9 protein-coding genes and 1 tRNA gene are annotated in these 17,448 nt (G+C 69.8%); 8 read left to right on the forward strand and 2 right to left on the reverse strand.

Annotation, left to right across the window (positions count from 1 at the left end; genetic code table 11):
* Position 1 precedes the first annotated feature (1 nt).
* The 8 genes from EJO66_RS10845 (at position 2) to EJO66_RS10880 (ending at position 16,313) form a co-directional block, all read left to right on the forward strand.
* Entirely contained in the window at positions 2-457 is a 456-nt protein-coding gene (locus tag EJO66_RS10845; RefSeq protein WP_125965269.1) for a MaoC family dehydratase, read from the forward strand.
* Entirely contained in the window at positions 454-1,677 is a 1,224-nt protein-coding gene (locus EJO66_RS10850; RefSeq protein WP_185738312.1) for a CaiB/BaiF CoA transferase family protein, read from the forward strand. The genes EJO66_RS10845 and EJO66_RS10850 overlap by 4 nt, the downstream gene beginning before the upstream one ends.
* A 14-nt stretch (positions 1,678-1,691) precedes the next feature.
* The gene (gene aroE, locus EJO66_RS10855; protein WP_125965270.1) at positions 1,692-2,513 is read left to right on the forward strand and encodes a shikimate dehydrogenase; all 822 of its coding nucleotides are present in this window, start codon (positions 1,692-1,694) and stop codon (positions 2,511-2,513) included.
* Between the two features lie 18 nt (positions 2,514-2,531).
* Positions 2,532-2,969 carry a type II 3-dehydroquinate dehydratase gene (gene aroQ / locus EJO66_RS10860; RefSeq protein ID WP_124958878.1) on the forward strand — a complete coding sequence of 146 codons (438 nt, stop codon included), beginning with the start codon at positions 2,532-2,534 and terminating at the stop codon, positions 2,967-2,969.
* A gap of 221 nt (positions 2,970-3,190) precedes the next feature.
* A complete protein-coding gene (locus tag EJO66_RS10865) occupies positions 3,191-4,942 on the forward strand; it encodes a ShlB/FhaC/HecB family hemolysin secretion/activation protein (protein ID WP_223262262.1) in 1,752 nt (583 codons plus the stop codon).
* A 21-nt stretch (positions 4,943-4,963) separates the two neighbouring features.
* Complete coding sequence (locus EJO66_RS10870) at positions 4,964-13,696, forward strand: hemagglutinin repeat-containing protein (RefSeq protein WP_125965271.1); 8,733 nt, start codon at positions 4,964-4,966, stop codon at positions 13,694-13,696.
* A 68-nt stretch (positions 13,697-13,764) separates the two neighbouring features.
* The gene (locus EJO66_RS10875) at positions 13,765-14,427 is read left to right on the forward strand and encodes a response regulator transcription factor (RefSeq protein WP_223262263.1); all 663 of its coding nucleotides are present in this window, start codon (positions 13,765-13,767) and stop codon (positions 14,425-14,427) included.
* Positions 14,428-14,441: 14 nt separating this feature from the next.
* Positions 14,442-16,313 (forward strand): sensor histidine kinase, encoded by a 1,872-nt coding sequence (locus tag EJO66_RS10880; protein ID WP_164547809.1) that lies wholly within the window; start codon positions 14,442-14,444, stop codon positions 16,311-16,313.
* A gap of 321 nt (positions 16,314-16,634) precedes the next feature.
* Here the strand turns inward: EJO66_RS10880 and EJO66_RS10885 are convergent.
* Positions 16,635-16,709, reverse strand: a tRNA-Arg gene (locus tag EJO66_RS10885).
* 43 nt (positions 16,710-16,752) lie between these two features.
* The gene (locus EJO66_RS10890; RefSeq protein ID WP_124958882.1) at positions 16,753-17,433 is read right to left on the reverse strand and encodes a TetR family transcriptional regulator; all 681 of its coding nucleotides are present in this window, start codon (positions 17,431-17,433) and stop codon (positions 16,753-16,755) included.
* Between the last annotated feature and the right edge of the window lie 15 nt (positions 17,434-17,448).

The raw sequence follows: 17,448 nt of genomic DNA on the forward strand, positions 1-17,448 counted from the left end.
CATGACCACCATCGAAGACAAGTACTGGGACGACGCCGTCGTCGGCGAGGCGTGCATCAGCCCGCCCTACGAAGTGACCGAAGCCCGTGTGATGGCCTACGCGGACCTCACCGGCGACCACACGCCCGTGCACACCGACGAGGCCTATGCGCGCACCACGCCATTCGGCACGCGCGTCGCGCACGGCCTGTTCGGCCTGTCGGTCGCCGACGGCCTCAAGACGAAGAGCGACATGCGCTTCATGCCCGGCATGTCGCTGGGCTGGGAATGGAGCTTCGTCGGGCCGATCAAGCTGGGCGATACGGTGCGCGTGAAGTTCCACGTCGGCACCAAGCGCGAATCGAAGAGCCGCCCGGGCTGGGGCATCCTGGTGCTGCCATCGGAGCTGATCAACCAGCGCGGCGAAGTGGTGCAAAAGGGCGAGCACCGCGTGATGGTGCCGCGGAGGTCGTCATGAGCGTGCAGCAAGCCCTGCCGCTGGCCGGCATCCGCGTCGTCGACTACAGCCACTTCCTGGCCGGCCCGTATGTCGGCCGCTGCCTGGCGGCGCTCGGCGCCGAAGTCATCAAGGTCGAGCGGCCCGGCACCGGCGACGCCGGCCGCCAGCACGCCTGGTTCGTTGGCGACCACAGCGGCTACTTCCTGCAGCAGAACATGGGCAAGAAGGGGCTGTGCGTCAACACCAAGGACCCGCGCGGCAACGAGCTGATGCAGAAGCTGGTGGACAGCGCCGACGTGTTCGTCGAGAACTACCGGCCGGGTGCGCTGAAGAAGCTGGGCCTTGGCTACGAGGAACTGGCGACGCGCAATCCCGGTCTTGTCTATTGCTCGATCTCGGCCTACGGCCACACAGGTCCCGATGCGCACCGCGCCGGCTTCGGCCTGATCGCCGAGGCCAAGAGCGGCATCATGCAGATGGTCGGCAATCCCGGCGAGGCGCCGCCGCTGCTGCGCATCTCGCTCGGCGACATGTACACCGGCATCCATGCGGTGGCCGCGATCAATGCCGCGCTGCTCGGCCGCGTGAAGTCGGGCCAGGGCCAGCACATCGACATGGCGCTGTACGACACGCTGGTCTCGATGCACGAGTACGCGGTGCAGTGCTACACCCTTTCGGGCGGCAAGGAAGTGCCGGTGCAGACCGGTCACGACATGCCCAACTCCACGCTCTATGGCGTGTTCCGTGCGCAGGACGGCGACCTGGTGATCGCGGCGCAGGTCGACGACGCCTGGAAGCGCTTCGCCGCGCTGGTGGCGCAGACCGGCGGGCCGGCCGGCTTCGGCGACGCCACGCGCTATCACACCTCGGCCGGGCGCAACGCGAACCGGCTGGAGATCCTGCCGGTCGTCCGGGCCTGGGTGGAAGCTCGCCCGGTGGCCGAGGTGCTGGAGATGCTCGACGCGATCGACGTGCCTTGCGCCAAGGTCCAGCGCATCGACGAGGTGCTGGCCGACCCGCAGATCCAGGCGCGCGGCATGGTGCTCGAACAGGACCATCCGGCGCTGGGGAAGATCCGCCTGCCCAACCTGCCATTCCGCTTCTCGGGCTGCGACACCACGCAGACGCAGGTGGCGCCCGACCTGGGCGAGCACAACGCCGAGGTCGCCGCCAGCCTGGGCTTCAGCGACGCGCAGATCGCCGCCATGCAGGCCGACGGCGTGCTCTACAGCAAGTGAAGGAGACGAACGTCATGACCGACCGCTACGCCGTCATCGGCAACCCCATCGGGCACACCAAGTCGCCCATGATTCACGCGAGCTTCGCGCAGGCAACCGGCCAGGACATCGACTACAGCGCCATCGAAGGCCCGCTCGACGGTTTCGCCGGCGCCGTGCATGCGTTTCGCGACGCCGGCGGCCGCGGCATGAACGTCACCGCGCCGTTCAAGCTGCAGGCCTTCGAGCTCGCAACCGACAAGCTCGAGCGGGCCAGGCTGGCCGGCGCCACCAACGCGCTGAAGTTCGAGGGCGACCGCATCCATGCGGACAACTTCGACGGGGTCGGGCTGGTCAGCGACATCACGCGCAACCTCGGCGTCGCGATGAAGGGCGCGCGCGTGCTGTTGCTTGGCGCCGGTGGCGCTGCGCGCGGTGCGCTGCTGCCCTTCCTCGCGCAGCAGCCGGCAGAGCTCGTGGTGGCCAACCGCACGCTGGCGACCGCCACGGCGCTGGCGGACAGTTTCGCGTCGCATGGCCGGGTGATCGCGTCAGGCTACGGCGACCTTGCCGGCCAGCGCTTCGACATCGTCATCAACGCGACCTCCGCCAGCCTGAAGGCCGAACTGCCGCCGGTGCCTGCCGATGTGTTCAAGGACAGCAAGCTGGCCTACGAACTCGTCTACGGCAAAGGCCTCACGCCGTTCCTGCGCCTGGCCCGCAACGCGGGCGTGCCGCAGCTGGCCGACGGCGTCGGCATGCTGGTCGAGCAGGCGGCAGAGGCCTTCGCGTGGTGGCGCGGCGTGCGCCCCGACACGCGCGCCCTCATCGAGCGCATGACCATCCCGCTGGCCTGAAGAAGAAGAGGAGACACCATGAAGATCCTCATGCTGCACGGCATCAACCACAACATGTTCGGCAAGCGCGATCCGGTGCAGTACGGCACCGTCACGCTGGCCGAGATCGATGCGCAGCTGCAGGCGCTCGGCCGCGACCTCGGCGCCGAGGTCGAGAGCTTCCAGACCAACAGCGAAGCCGCGATGTGCGAGCGCATCCACCAGGGCTTCACCGACGGCGTGGATGCCGTGCTGATCAACGCCGGCGCATGGACGCACTACAGCTACGGCATCCGCGATGCCTTGGCGATCCTGACGGTGCCGGTGGTCGAACTGCACATGTCGAACATCCATGCACGCGAAACCTTCCGCCACCACTCGGTGTTTGCCGAGATCGTCAAGGGGCAGATCTGCGGGTTCGGCGTCGACAGTTATCTGCTCGCGCTGCGCGCGGCCGTGTCGGCCGCTCTCCGGTAGTTCAACGAAGCCGTCCTGCGCCACTGTCGCGTCGGGCGCAGCGGTGCTTGATGGCGAAGATCCATTGACTTTGCGCGCAGGACTCGCGCACCAATCACCGGTTTCCGTGATTCCCAGAATCGCGGTCACATGTAACAGTCCGCGTCCTAACGAAGCCGCCCCGAGGCCCCTCGCAGGGCTGCATCCCGCCCTCGGTGCCGGCGTCGAATCGGACCCGAACCATGCCTCTCGCCAAGCGCCGGCGCCGCCCCTCGCGGCAGACACAAAAAATACATCTTCTGACATTTTTCCTGCTGGCAGCGGCGGTGCCGGCGCAGGCGCAGATCGCCCCGGGCGCCCTGGACCGCCAGAACCAGCTCATCGAGCGCCAGCAGCAGGAGCTGCTGCGACAGGAACAGGAGCGTGCCCTGCCGCAGCGCCCGCCGCCGGGCGGCACCGACCTGCGGACGATCGAGCCGAAGGTGTCGGTGCCGGACATCGGCGCCCCGTGCCGCGACATCCGCGAGATCCGCATCGGCGGCGCGAGCCGCCTGCCTGAGGACGTTCGCACCGCCATCACGCGCGACCACGCGGGCCGCTGCCTCGGCGCGGCCGAACTCGAAGCCATTCTGGCGGCGCTCACCAAGAGCTACATCGACCGCGGCTTCATCACGACGCGCGCCTACCTGCCTGCACAGGACCTGCGCGGCGGCGTGCTCGACATCGCGGTGGTGGAAGGCAGCATCGAACGCTTCGAGTTGCAGCAGACGGGCCGCAGCGCCAGCGCGGTGTCGATTCCCGGCGCCTTCCCGGCACGCCCCGGCGACCTGCTGAACCTGCGCGACCTGGAGCAAGGCATCGACCAGATCAACAGCCTGTCCTCGAACGAAGCCACGCTGGATGTCCAGCCCGGCAGCGAGCCCGGCCGCAGCGTGGTGGTGGTGCGCAACAAGGCGCGCCTGCCGGTGCACCTGTTCACGACCTACGACAACACGGGGACACCGGCCACGGGGGAAAGGAGCGCCTCGGCCACCCTGAGCCTGGACGGCCTGCTGGGCCTGAACGAGCTGATCGCGATCACGCGCCGCCAATCGGTGCCGCACGACCGCGAGCACAACGCCGGCACGACGGCACTGCGCGCCTCGGTGCCCTTCGGCTACAGCAGCTTCAGCCTGGACGCGAGCGAGAGCGACTACACCAACACGCTGGTGCTCCCGAGCGGCAGGAAGCTGGCGTCCGAAGGGCGCACCACCACCCAGAGCCTCGGCGTCGACCACGTGGTGTATCGCGACCAGGCCAGCCGCATATCGATGTCGGCCAGGCTCGCGGTGCAGGACAGCCGCAACTTCCTGGGCGGCGAATTCCTCTCGGTGAGCAGCCGCAAGCTGAGCACGCTGGACCTCGGAACTGCGGCCTTCACCCAGCTGGGCGGCGGTGTGCTGAACGCCCGCCTCGGCTTCGTGCGGGGCCTGGCGATCCTGGGCGCGCTGGAAGACCCGGCGGGGCTCTCCGACAAGCTGCCGCATGCGCAGTTCAGCAAGTTCACGCTCGACCTGGGCTACAGCCGCCGCTTCGACGCCGGCGGCCAGCCGCTCGTGTGGTCGAGCCAGTTCAGCGGGCAGCACAGCCGCGACACGCTCTACGGCTCGCAGCAGATCCTGGTGGGCGGCATCGCCTCCGTGCGCGGCTCGCTGCTCAACACGCTGAGCGGCGACAGCGGCTACTACTGGCGCAACGAGATCGCCCTGCCCTGGCAGACCGTGGCGGGCGGCGAAGCGCTGTCGGGCCGCGTCTACCTCGGCTACGACTTCGGCCGCGTGAGCAACCGCGCGGACGGCGTGCCCTCGGGCTCGATGTCGGGCGCCACGCTCGGCGCCTCGCTGCTGTGGCGCCGGCTCAGCGTGGACGTCTTCGCCTCGCGCGCCCTCCACCTGCCCGCCTCCATGACGCGCGAATCGACGCGCGTCGGGGTGCGCCTGTCCTATTCGCTCTGAACCCGCGCTGAAAGGCCTCTCATGAACCACATCTATCGTGTCGTCTGGAACGCCGCCTTCGGCAGTTGGGTCGCCGTCGCCGAAACCGCGCGCGGACGCGGCAAGGGCGGCAGGCGTTCGCGCCTGGCCGCCACGGCCGTGCTCGCGGCCGCGCTGTCGGCCGCGCAGGCCCAGGTGCCTTCCGCCGTGCTCGCCCCCGGCGGCCAGGCCAGCGCCTACGTCTCGCCCAACGGCACGACGGTGGTCAACATCAACGCCGCCAACGCGGCGGGGCTGTCGCACAACCGCTACCAGCAGTTCAACGTGAACGCGAGCGGCCTGGTGCTGAACAACACGACCAGCACGCAGCAGATCAACTACCAGTCGCAGCTCGCCGGCCAGGTGCTCGCGAACTTCAACATGGTCACGCCGGCGAACGTGATCCTCAACGAGGTGGTGAGCAACAACCGCAGCACGCTGGCCGGCTTCACCGAGGTGCTGGGCAACAGGGCCGACGTGGTGCTGGCCAATCCCTACGGCATCACCTGCTCGGGCTGCGGCTTCATCAACACCGACCGGGTGACGCTCTCGACCGGCGTGCCCTTTTTCACGGCGAACGGTGCGCTCGGCGGCTTCAATGTCAACCAGGGCGACATCCTCATTACCGGCACCGGCCTGAACGCCAGCGCACAGCAGGTGCTGGACCTGGTGACGCGGTCGGTGCGGCTCGAGGCCAACGTCAACGCGAAGGACCTGGGCATCTTCACCGGCCCGAACCGGTGGGACTACGGCACGCGCGCCATCACCGGCAGCGCCGACGCGCTGGGCACTGCGCCGGCCTACGCCATCGACAGCTCGGCGCTGGGCGGCATGTACGCCAACCGCATCCGCCTGATGGCCACCGAAGCGGGCGTGGGCGTGCGCATGCTGGGCGACGCGGCGGCCAGCGCCGAGGACTTCACGCTCTCGGCGGCCGGCCGCATCGAATTGCGCAACCGCCTGTCGGCGCAGCGCGACGTGCTGGTGGCGAGCAGCAGCAACGACGCCGCGGCCATCGCGCTGGCCGATGCCACGCTGACCGCTGCCCGCGACGCCCGGGTGGCCGCGGCGCAGGGCGGCCTGGCGCTCGACCGCGCGTCGCTCATTGCCGGCAACGACCTTGAGGCGCGCGCGATGCGCATCGACGCGGAGCAAGGCTCGCGCCTGCAGTCGGCACGGGCCCTGGAAGCGCGCGCCACCGCGGGCGACCTGGCCCTCGGCGCCGCGGCCGTGCGGGCCGGAGGCGACCTGCGCCTGGCTGCGGCCGGAACGCTGTCGACCACGAGCGGCAACGGCCAGGGCGTGCAGAGCACCGGCGGGCAACTCGCCATCGATGCGGCGCAGGGCATCGCCAATGCAGGCACCATCACGGCCGACCAGGGCAGCGTCACGCTGCGCGCGGGCGGCACCATCGCCAACAGCGGCCAGATCAACGCCGGCCAGGACCTCGACATCGCCGACGCCGCGGGCGGCGCGACCCAGGCGATCGACAACCGCGGCAGCCTGCTGGCGGGCCGGTCGATGACGACGCGCGCCGCTGCGATCGGCAACAGCGGCTGGATGCAGGCCGGCAGCGCCAACACGATCGACGCCGCGAGCCTGCACAACAGCGGCAAGGTGATCGCGGTGACCGGCACCGCCACGCTGCACGTGGCAGGCACGCTCGCCAACACCGGCAGCGTGCGCGCCGCGCAGGACATCGCCGTCGCCGGCCGCGAGGGCACGGCCGTGCAGCTCCTGGCCAACAGCGGCGACCTGCTCGCCGGCCGCGCCATGGACCTGAACGCCGCCGCGCTCGACAACCAGGCGGGCGGCTGGATCCAGGCGGCCACCGGCTCCGTCATCCGCGCCGGCTCGCTCGACAACACGGGAACCTGGCTGCTGTCGCAACAGGCCGGTGCGGCGGATCGCATGGAAATCGGCGCAACCCTGCGCAACAGCGGCGTCGTGCAGTCCGCCGGCGATGTCGCGATCACGGCCGGCGTACTCGACAACCGCCATGCCATCGCTGCCGGCGGGAACCTCGGCGCCACCGCCTCCGGCGGCCTCCAGAATGCCAACGGCGCCGTGATGCAGGCAGGCCAGACGCTCTCGCTCGCGAGCGGCGGCGCATTCGGCAATGCCGCGGGCGGCACGCTGGTCGGCACGAACGTCGCGCTGAGTTCCGCGCATGGGCTGGACAACGCCGGCGTCGTGGATGCCGCCAGCGGCAGCGCCGTCGTGCGCGCGGACGGCACCATCGCCAACAGCGGAACGATCCATGCCGGCACCTCGCTGGACATCGCCGACCGCAGCGGCGGCAGCACCCAGACGCTCGACAACAGCGGCAAGCTGCTCTCGGACGGCAGCCTCGCGCTTGCCGCCGGCACGGCCCGGAACCAGGCCGCCGGATGGATCCAGGCCGCGGGCGGCAGCCGGGTCGGCGCAGGCTCGCTCGACAACGCAGGCGTCTGGCTGCTGTCCACGCAAAGCGGCGCGGCGCCGAGCCAGGTGAACGTGGCGGGCCTGCTGACCAACCGCGGCACGCTGCAGGCGCGGGAGGACGCGGCCCTCAGCGCGAGCCGCATCGACAACCAGGCGGGGGCATTGCTGCGCACCGGCGGCCGCCTGCAGGCCAACGTCAGCGCCGCCGATGGCCTGGGCAACGCCGGCACGATGCAGGCCGGCAGCACGCTCGGCATCTCGGGCACCGGCAGCAGGCTTGCCAATGCAGGCCTGATGCTGGGCGACAGGCTGGCGATCTCGGTCGGCGAGATCACGAACACCGGCACGATCCAGGGCGGCACCAGCGCGGACTCCAGCATCGCGGCCACGGGCAGCGTGGACAACCAGGCTGGCGCGACCATCACCCTTGCCAGCACGGGCACCGGCGGCGGCACGCTGTCCGGCCAGAGCATCGCCAATGCCGGCATGGTGCAGTCGCTGGGCGCGCTCACGCTCGGCATCGGCAGCGGCGGGCTCACGACCCAGGCGGACGGCACGGCGGGCCACGGCGACATCGTGGCCAACGGCGCGCTGACGCTTCAGGCCCTTGGCGCCAACAGCTTCACGGCCACCGTCAACGGCTCGCTGCAAAGCGGCGGCCTGCTGCGCGTGCAAGGCGACGCAAACTCCACGCTGGCGCTCAACGGCAATGCACTCGGCGATTCGATCGCCGTGAACATCGGCAAGGTCGGCATCGGCGCACAGGCGGCGATGGTGTCGCAGTACACGCTCGACCTCGATGCCTCCACGCTGTCCCTGGCGGTCGAGGGAGCCGGCGCGAGCGCAAAGACCGGCCGCATCCTCGCCGCGGTGGACGCAGGCCGCCAGGGCAAGGGCACGATCCATGTTTCGAATGCCTTCACCAACGACGGCCTGCTGTTCTCGGCCCACGACCTCGAGGTTCAGGCGCCTTCGATCGCGGTCGGCGCGACCGGCGCGATCTCGGCGCTGAACGACCTGAAGGTGCATGCCAACGGCGGCGCGCTCGACCTCGCGGCCGCCACGCCCGATGCACAGGCAGGCAACCTGAACAACGCAGGCCTGCTGTACGCGGGCCGCATGCTCACGGCCCAGGCCAACGGCACGCTTACCAACACGGGCGACATCCACAGCGACGACAGCCTCTCGCTGCGCGCGAACACGCTGCTCAACGGCCGCATCATCAACGCCGCCAACGACATCGCGATCGTGGCGGCCACCCTGAGGAACGAGGTCCCGGGACTCGAGCGCATCACCACGCGCGGGCCCGACAGCGCCCACACCGAGGTCGCCTCGCGCGACGACTACCACGACGGGGCCGCGGATGGCGGCAACAAGGACGAGGCCACGCTGTACCAGTACAGCTACACCACCACGCAGTCCTATTCGCAGCCACTGCCGGAGGTCATGCCGCAGATCACCGCCGGGCGCAACATGCGGCTGGCCTTCCATGAAGGCCGCAACATCGGCGGCACCATCCATGCCGGCGCCTCGATGAACCTGCAGGGCTTCTCGCACGATCCCGCGCAGGCGAACGGCAGCCTGCATGCCGGCCTCGGCATCGCGGACGATGCGGGCCACGGCTTCCAGCTCACCGGCGCGAAGTTCACCAACGACAACCTGGCGCTCACCACCACCACGCACATCGTGCGCTACTCGCTGACGACAAAGTACGAGTTGCTGGGTCCCAAGACCCAGTACAGGGACCGCCTGTGCGACCGCAACGGCACGTGGGACGCGGTCTGCTACACCAGCGGCTACGAAGACAGCCCGCAGACGCCCACCGCCAACAACGTGCTGAGGGCCGGCCTGTACACCGCGAGCCTGCGCGGCTCCGGCTTCAGCCTCTTCAACAACGGCTCCACGGCGCAGGACGTGGGCAGCAACCAGAATCTCGACGGCGTGCGCGAAGCCGCGGCGCCCGCATCGACGGACACGCCGCGCACGGTCGGCCAGGGCGCGTTGCCCGGCAGCGCCGTCGGCCGGGGCCCCAGCGTCGCCGTCGCTGCCATCGACGCCGCGCCTTTCGGCGGCAGCACCGGCACGCGCCCGCTGCCGGCCATGTCCTTCCTGGACGCCAACGCCGCCAACGGCGTGAGGGGAACGTCCTTCGGCGGCATCGACATCGCGCTGCCGACCAATCCGAACGGCTACTTCGTGACGGCGCAGTCGCCGGGCGCGAGATACCTGGTGGAGAGCAATCCGCTCTACCTGGCGGGCACGGCCTCGGTCGGGTCGGACTACCTGACCCGGCTGCTGGGGTACGACGCCGACAAGCTGACGATGCGCCTGGGCGACGCCAGCTACGAAGCCTGGCTGGTCAAGCAGCAGCTCATCAAGCAGACGGGCAGCGCGGTGCTCGCGAGCTACCAGGGCGCGGACACGCAGATGAAGGGGCTGATGGAGAGTGCCGCCACGCAAAGCGGCTCGCTGGGCCTGGTCTACGGCAAGGCGCTCACGCCCGAGCAGCAGGCATCGCTCAAGCAGGACATCGTGTGGATGGTGCAGACCGAGATCGGCGACAAGACCGTGCTCGCGCCGGTGGTCTACCTCGCGCAGAGCACGAAGAACAAGATTGCCGGCGGCGCCGTGATCTCGGCACAGGACGCCGACCTCAGCCTCACCTCGCTGACCAACACCGGCGGCACCATCGTGGGCGGCCGCTCGCTCGTGATCGCGTCGGCCGGCGACATCACCAACCTGTCGGGCCTGATCAAGGGCGGCGACGTCAGCCTCAGCTCGACGCAGGGCAGCATCGTCAACAAGACGGCCAGCGAGGGCGGCGGCGGCGAGCATTTCTACAACACGGTGCTCGGCAAGACCGCGGGCATCGAGTCGACCGGCACCCTGTCGCTGGACGCGAAGAAGGACATCACGAATCTGGGTGCCACCCTGAATGCCGGCACCGATGCCAGCCTCAAGGCCGGCGGCAACGTGACCTTCGACACCATCGAGAAGACGGAGACGAGCAGCACCTTCTCGAACATCCAGGTCAAGCACGGCAGCGGCACCCAGGACAGCACCACGACGAGCGTCACCCAGGTGAAGTCCGGCCTCACCGTCGGCGGCAACCTGGCGGTGCAGGCCGGCAACGACATCACGCTGGCCGGCACCGACGCCAAGGTGGGCGGCAACGCCGATCTCCAGGCCGGCAACAACCTCGACATCGTCGCGCGCGAGAACACGACGACGACGCACACCGAGACCAAGGCGAGCGGCTTCGGCATGAACAACTCGCTGTACGGCAGCACGAAGACGACCAGCGATTCGCTGTCGGTGCGCAACGTGGGCAGCAGCCTCGAAGTGGGCGGCAACGCCAGCCTCGCCGCGAAGAACGACATCACCGTCCAGGGCTCGAACGTCGACGTCAAGGGCGACGGCAGCATCCGCGCGACCAACGTCAACGTGCTCGCGGGCCGCGACTACGACGAGACCCGCACCACGACCAGGAACACGGGCGTGATGCAGGTCGGCGCCTCCGGCAAGGGTTCGGCCAGCGCCGATTCGGGGTCGAAAGCCGGCTCGGGGCGCGGGCTCGCCAATGCCTCGGCCGAAGCGTCGGCCGGCGCGGCCGGCAAGGGCGCCGCCGGCCTGGCCTTCAGCTCGACCACCACCACGACCACCGAGAGCACCGACCTGCGCCATGTCGGCTCGAACCTGAGCTTCGGCGGCAACCTCGCGGTGGACGCGTCAAAGGACCTCACGCTGCAGGGCTCGAGCGTCAATGCCGGCGGCAACGCGGCGGTGAACGCGCAGAACGTGAACCTGCTCGCCGCGCAGGACAAGAAGACCTCCACCACCAGCACGACCACCACCAAGGTCGGACTGATGGCCAGCACCGACAACAAGGCCCAGTCGGGCGCGGGCGTCAGCGCCTCGGCCGCAGGCGGCAAGGGCAACCCGAACGCGGGCGCCGACGCCAATGCCGGTGCCTCGGCCACGAGCGAGAACCACCTCGACGTCTTCCAGCAGACGAAGAGCACCACCAGCACGCTCGACACGACGCACCAGGGCTCGGCCATCAACGCCAAGGGCAACCTCGACGTCACGGCGCGCGACACCCTGGCGCTCGAAGGATCGACCATGAGCGCGGGCAAGGACATGAGCCTTGCGGCAACCGACATGAGCTTCAAGGCGGTGCACGACGAGCACCAGGTGTCGACCACCAGCAGCAGCACCACCGCGGGCCTCTACGCATCGGGCAAGGCGCAGGCCGGCGCGAGCGCCGAAGCCGGCGTGGGAATCGGTGCCAAGGGGGGCGCCCAGGCCAATGCCTCGGCCACGGGCGAAGTGGGCCTGTACGGATCGAACACCAAGGCGAACTCCGTCGAAGGATCGACGACGGCCGTGACCTCCGGCCTCTCGGCCGGCAACAACATCACGCGCAAGGCGGCCAACAGCATCACCGACGTGGGCACGCGCATCGAGGGCGGCGGCAACCTCGACCAGTCGGCCAAGACCATCACCAGCCTGGCGGCGGCCAACACCACCTACAGCAGCTCGGAGAGCACGAGCCACACCGCCAAGGTGGGCGCCTACGGCGAGGCATCGGCCAGCGTCTCGGCGGAGGGGCAGGTCGGGCCGGGCGCCAGCAAGCAGTCGATGAACGTCGGCGTCGGCGGCGGCGTGAAGGCGAGCTACGAGTACGGCAAGGAGAGCGCGCAATCCAGCAGCAGCACGGCCGTCGTGTCCACCATCAGGATGGGCGGCAGCGTGAGCAGCAGCTCGAGCGGCCAGACCACGCTCGAGGGCACGCAGATCGAAGCGAAGAAGGACGTCACGCTGGAAGCCGGATCGCTCGACTACAGGGCCGCGCAGAACACGAGCAGCGGCAGTTCCAGCACGACGAGCGCCGGCGGCTCGGTCAAGGCCGACATCGTCAACAAGGGCGGCACCGCCGAAGTCAGCTACCAGGGCGAGAAGAGCAAGGAGAGCACCAGCACCGCGGTGACCGGCGGCATCGCGAGCGGCGGCAACCTCACCATCAGGACGCAGGGCGACACGCGCCTGGAAGGCACCAACATCGCCGCGGGCGGCGCAGCCACCGTGGATGCGGGCGGCAAGCTCGACTTCGCGGCGGCGAAGAACACGGCCTCCTCCAGCAGCGAGCAGGTCGGCGTGGCGGCCGGCGTCACCGCCACCAAGAAGGGCGGCAGCGGCAACGTGGACGTGAGCGTCGGCAAGTCGCGCAGCAGCCTCGACCAGGACGTGGCGGGCAGCATTTCGAGCGGCAGCGGGCCGCTGACACTGCGCAGCGGCGGCGACGCGAGCTTCACCGGCACGGCCATCGCCAGCACGGCCGGCGACGTGACGGTGGCGGCTGGCGGCAACCTGGCGATGAACGCGGCGCGCACCATCGCCACCAGCGAGTCGCTCGGCGTCGACGTCTCGGCGGCGGGCGGCGGCGGCAACAAGGAGAAGGTCACGGGCAGCACCTTCATCGGCAGCCTGCCGTCCGACAAGGGCACTGCCGTCAACCACCGCAGCGGGCAGGCATCGCTCGGCGTCGGCTCCTCCAAGTCCGACAGCAACACCGCCACCGCCGGCAGCATCTCGAGCGGCGGAAAGATCAGCCTGTCCTCGGGCGGCAACACCTCGCTCGAAGGCACGCAGGTGGCGGCGGCCAACGGCGTGGCGGTCGACACCGGCGGCAGCTTCGAGACCAAGGCGGCCGTCAGCACCAGCAGCTCGCAGGTGGTGGGCTTCTCGGCCTCCGCCTCCGGATCGAGCATGACGCCCTCCGACAAGACGGGTGCCAAGACGAATCCTCCGGCTGCACCCGCACCCGCACCCGCGCCCGCACCTGCCCCGGCTCCGGCTCCAACCACGACGACGCCCTCCCCCGCAGCGCCCGGCAGCAGCAATCCACCGGCCGCGCCGGCCGCAAAGCCCCCGGCCTCTCCCTACGAACAGCAAAAGGGCGGCGGCATGGCAAACGTCTATGTGGACAAGCAGAAGAACACCACCGTGCAGAACACCACGATCAGCGGCGGCGCGGGCGGCATCGTCGTCAACCAGGGCAAGTCGACGCCCGGCGCGCAGCAGATCAAGGCCAGCGTCCCGCTGCCCGCCACGATGCCGCGCGGCAAGACGGCCCAGGCCCTGACCAGCGACGGCAAGCCGCTGCCGGCATGGCTGAAGTTCGACCCGAAGACCGGCACCTTCCAGGGCAAGCCGCCGGCCGGCTTCAAGGGCGAACTCAAGGTCAACGTCACCGTGCCGCAGGCCGACGGCACGACCAAGTCGGTGCCGATGAGCTTCTCCGGCCAGTGAGGCACGGAAGTTGTTGAGAGAATCCAGGTCCGTCCCGCCGCCGGCATGGCCCGATGAAGGAAGAACGCTTGTTGTTGAACGTCCTGATCGTCGATGACGACGAACCCGTGCGCTCGCGCCTGCAGCGCATCGTCTTGCAGGTGCACGGCCACGCGCTGTGCGAGCAGGCCGATTCGCTGGCGCAAGCGCGGGCGCAGCTGGCCCTGCGGCGCTTCGATCTCGCGCTGGTCGACGTCGGCCTGCCCGACGGCAGCGGCATCGAGCTCGTGGAATGGATGCAGGCGCATGCGCCGGAGACCGAGGCGGTGATCGTCTCCAGCCTCGGCGACGACGCGACCGTGCTGCGCGCCATTCGCGGCGGCGCGACCGGCTACCTGCTGAAGAACGGCGACGACGTGGAGCTGGAGCTCTCGCTGCGCAGCATGCAGCGCGGCGGCGCCCCCATCGACCCCGTGATCGCGCGGCGCATCCTGCAACTGATGGCCGCGCCGCCGGCCGCGCAGGTGGTTAGGATGGCGGCCGCGCCGGCGGACGAGGGCCTGCTCAGCGAACGCGAGATCGAGGTGCTCGAACTGGTGGCGCAGGGGCAGAGCAACCGCGAGATCGCGCAAAGCCTGTTCATCTCGGTCAACACCGTCGAATGCCACGCCAAGAACATCTATCGCAAGCTCGCGGTGCACTCGCGCGCCGCGGCCGTCCACAGCGCCCGCGGGCGCGGCCTGCTGCCCTGATCCGGCGCTGCCGCGTGCTGCAGCAGCTGCTGGCGGGCCTGCTGTTCCTGTTCCTGCTTGCGGGCCTGGCGCCGGCCGCTGCGCTCGATGCGCCCGGCTTCGAACGCATCGAGGCCGCGCGTGCCGACCCGGCGAGCCCCGACACGCCACCGGCCGGGGGCTGGACCGCGGTGACGCTGCCCGACGCCTGGGCCGGGCGCTGGCCGGCGCACGATGGCGTGGTGTGGTACCGCCTGCGGTGGAACGAGCCCGCCACGGCCGGCGTGCCCGCGCCGCGAGGCCTCGCGATGGACTATCTCTCGATGGCCGGCGCCATCTATCTCAACGGCGCCCTGCTGGCGCGCGACCCGCAGCTCGAGGAGCCCCTGTCGCGCAGCTGGAACCATCCGCGCCACTGGCTGCTGAGCGCGCCGCTGCTGCGCCCCGGCCCCAACGAGCTGCTGGTGCGTGTCTCGGGCCTTGCGGCCTATGCCCCCGGCCTCGGCCCGGTGGTGGTGGACAGCCCGGCCGCGGCCGAGGCGCACTACCGGCACGAGCAGCTGATCCGGGAGTCGCTGCACATGCTCAGCCTGGGCATCACCCTCGCCATGGGTGTGCTCTACGGCCTGTTCTGGCTGCTGCGGCGCAACGAGACCTTCTACGGCTGGTTCAGCCTGTTCTCGCTGCTGTGGGTGCCCGTGGGCTACAACTACGTCGCGCGGAGCACCTGGCCCTTCGGCAGCACCGACACCTACCAGGCCGTCAACATGTCCGCCCTGGTGCTGGGCACCGCCGCCTTCCTGATGTTCGCCCTGCGCTTCTGCGGCCTGCAGCGGCGCCGCGCGGTGCAGCTCATCGGCGGCGCCGTCGGCCTGACCACGGCCGCCCTGTGGCTCGCGCCGCTCGCGCCGCACGCGCTGCTGTCGCAGGTTCGCGGCGCGGCGGTGGTGGTGGCGCTGGCCACCTACACACTGAGCGCCTGGATCATCTGCCGCCATGCGCTGGCCTCGCCGCGCAGGCGCGAGGTGCAGGCGCTGGCGCTGTGCACCCTGCTGCCGCTGGCCGCCGGCACGCACGACGTGCTCGTGTTCCACGGCGTGCTGGCCACCAACCTCTACTACACGCCCTGGTCCTCCAGCGCGATGCTGGTGGGCATCTCCTTCGTGCTGACCTGGCGCTTCGTGGTCGGCATGCGCCTGGTCGAGCATTTCAACGACGAGCTGCGGCACCACGTGGAGGACGCCACCCGGCGCCTGTCCTCGATGCTGCACCGCGAGCACGCCACCGAACTGCAGAACACGCGCCTGGCCGAACGCATGAACCTCGTGCGCGACCTGCACGACGGCCTGGGCATGACACTCAGCGGCCACATCGCCTCGCTGGAGAACCGCAGCGCGGCCGGCCACGACACCGCCCTGTGGGCGCTCAAGGAAGTGCGCGACGACCTGCGCCTGATCATCGAAAGCTCGGCACTCGACGACACCGACCGGCTGTCCGAACGGATCGCCCCATTGCGCCACCGCACCACGCGCGTGCTGGAGGCGGCCGGCATCGAATGCACCTGGGCGCTGCAGGGCCTGGACCAGTGCCGCCTCGACGACCGGCGCGGGCTCGACTTTCTTCGGCTGCTGCAGGAAGCGCTGGCCAACGTGCTCAAGCACAGCCGCGCCTCGAAGGTGCGCATCGGCATCGAGGCGGCCGGCGGAGAGCTCTCGCTCTCGGTGGCGGACGACGGCAGCGGATTCACCGCCGGCCGCGACGCGCCCGCCGGCATGGGCTTTCGCAACATGGAAGCGCGCGCACGCCGGCTGAACGGCACGCTGGACATCCGCCCGACACCCAACGGCACCACCGTGGCGCTGCGCTTTCCGGTCGAGTTGCCGGGTGGTGGGGCGGTTGCGGCATAAGGGGCCTGGCGGCCGTCGCGCCATCGAAGACGCGCCGGACCACCTCGCGCACGCCGCCAGCAATGGGCCCGCCGCCCCCCGCGCTCACTCCGCGCGAATGTCGTTCGCCTTCACGACCGACTTTGCGGCGAACCTGAACGAGCGCACCCAGACCGCTTTGTCGAGATCCCATCCCCATCGTTGCGTCTCTATGCCTCGAACTCGATGCGCCTCTTGGTGCTCGGCATTCGATACCACGCCAGAAAATGGAGAGAAATCGGCCCAGACAAGAAAACAAAAAGCCGGACACCTTTTTGAAAGTGTCCGGCTTGCTTTGCTATCTGGTCCCGCCGCCAGGAATCGAACCTGGATCTCAGCCTTCGGAGGGCCGAATTCTATCCGTTGAAATACAGCGAGGAATCTGGGCTCCGGCAGAACCGGAGCCTCGCATTATCGCCCATCACGCGGCGATTTCTTCTTCACCTGCTTCGTTTCCGATGCCCGCCGGGGAGTTCCGCACAAAGCCCAGGCCGGCCAGGTAAACGCGGAAGGTGCGCCGGCCGGTGGGCACCAGGTCGAAGGCGGTGGGGTCGAGCAGCCAGTTCTGGATGAGCCCGCTGATCAGCGCGTGCAGGCCCTGGGCGGCCGCGTGGCCGGGCACGGGCAGCTTGATGTGGTCGCGGCGCGCGGCCAGGCGCAGGGCTTTTTCGAAATCGCTCACGCAGGCGTTGCGCGCGTCCAGGTGGCGCTGCTGCACCGAGGCCATGTCGTGGGTGTATTCGACCTTGTGGGTGGCCACGTCGAACACGCGGCGCACCTGGGGGTCGGTGGCCATGAGGGTCAGGGCATGCACCATGCCCTCCTCGATCTCGGCCAGCGGGTCGTCGTCGATGCCCGTGGCCGCGGCGGCGGCCCGGGGGCCGGCCTCCAGCGGGAGGATGACGCGCTCCATCATCGCGTTGAAGAGGGCGGCCTTGTCCTTGAAGTGCCAATAGATGGCGCCGCGCGTGGCCCCGGCCTGCTGCGCAATCTGCTGCAGCGAGGTCTGCGAGACGCCTTGCGCCTGAAACAGCAGCTCCGCGGCATCGAGCAATCGATTCCGCGTGGCCAGTGCCTCTTCCTTCGTACGACGTGCCACCAAGTCTCCCAATTTGTA

Source organism: Variovorax beijingensis (genome assembly GCF_003951285.1).
Classification (GTDB): Bacteria; Pseudomonadota; Gammaproteobacteria; order Burkholderiales; family Burkholderiaceae_C; genus Variovorax; species Variovorax beijingensis.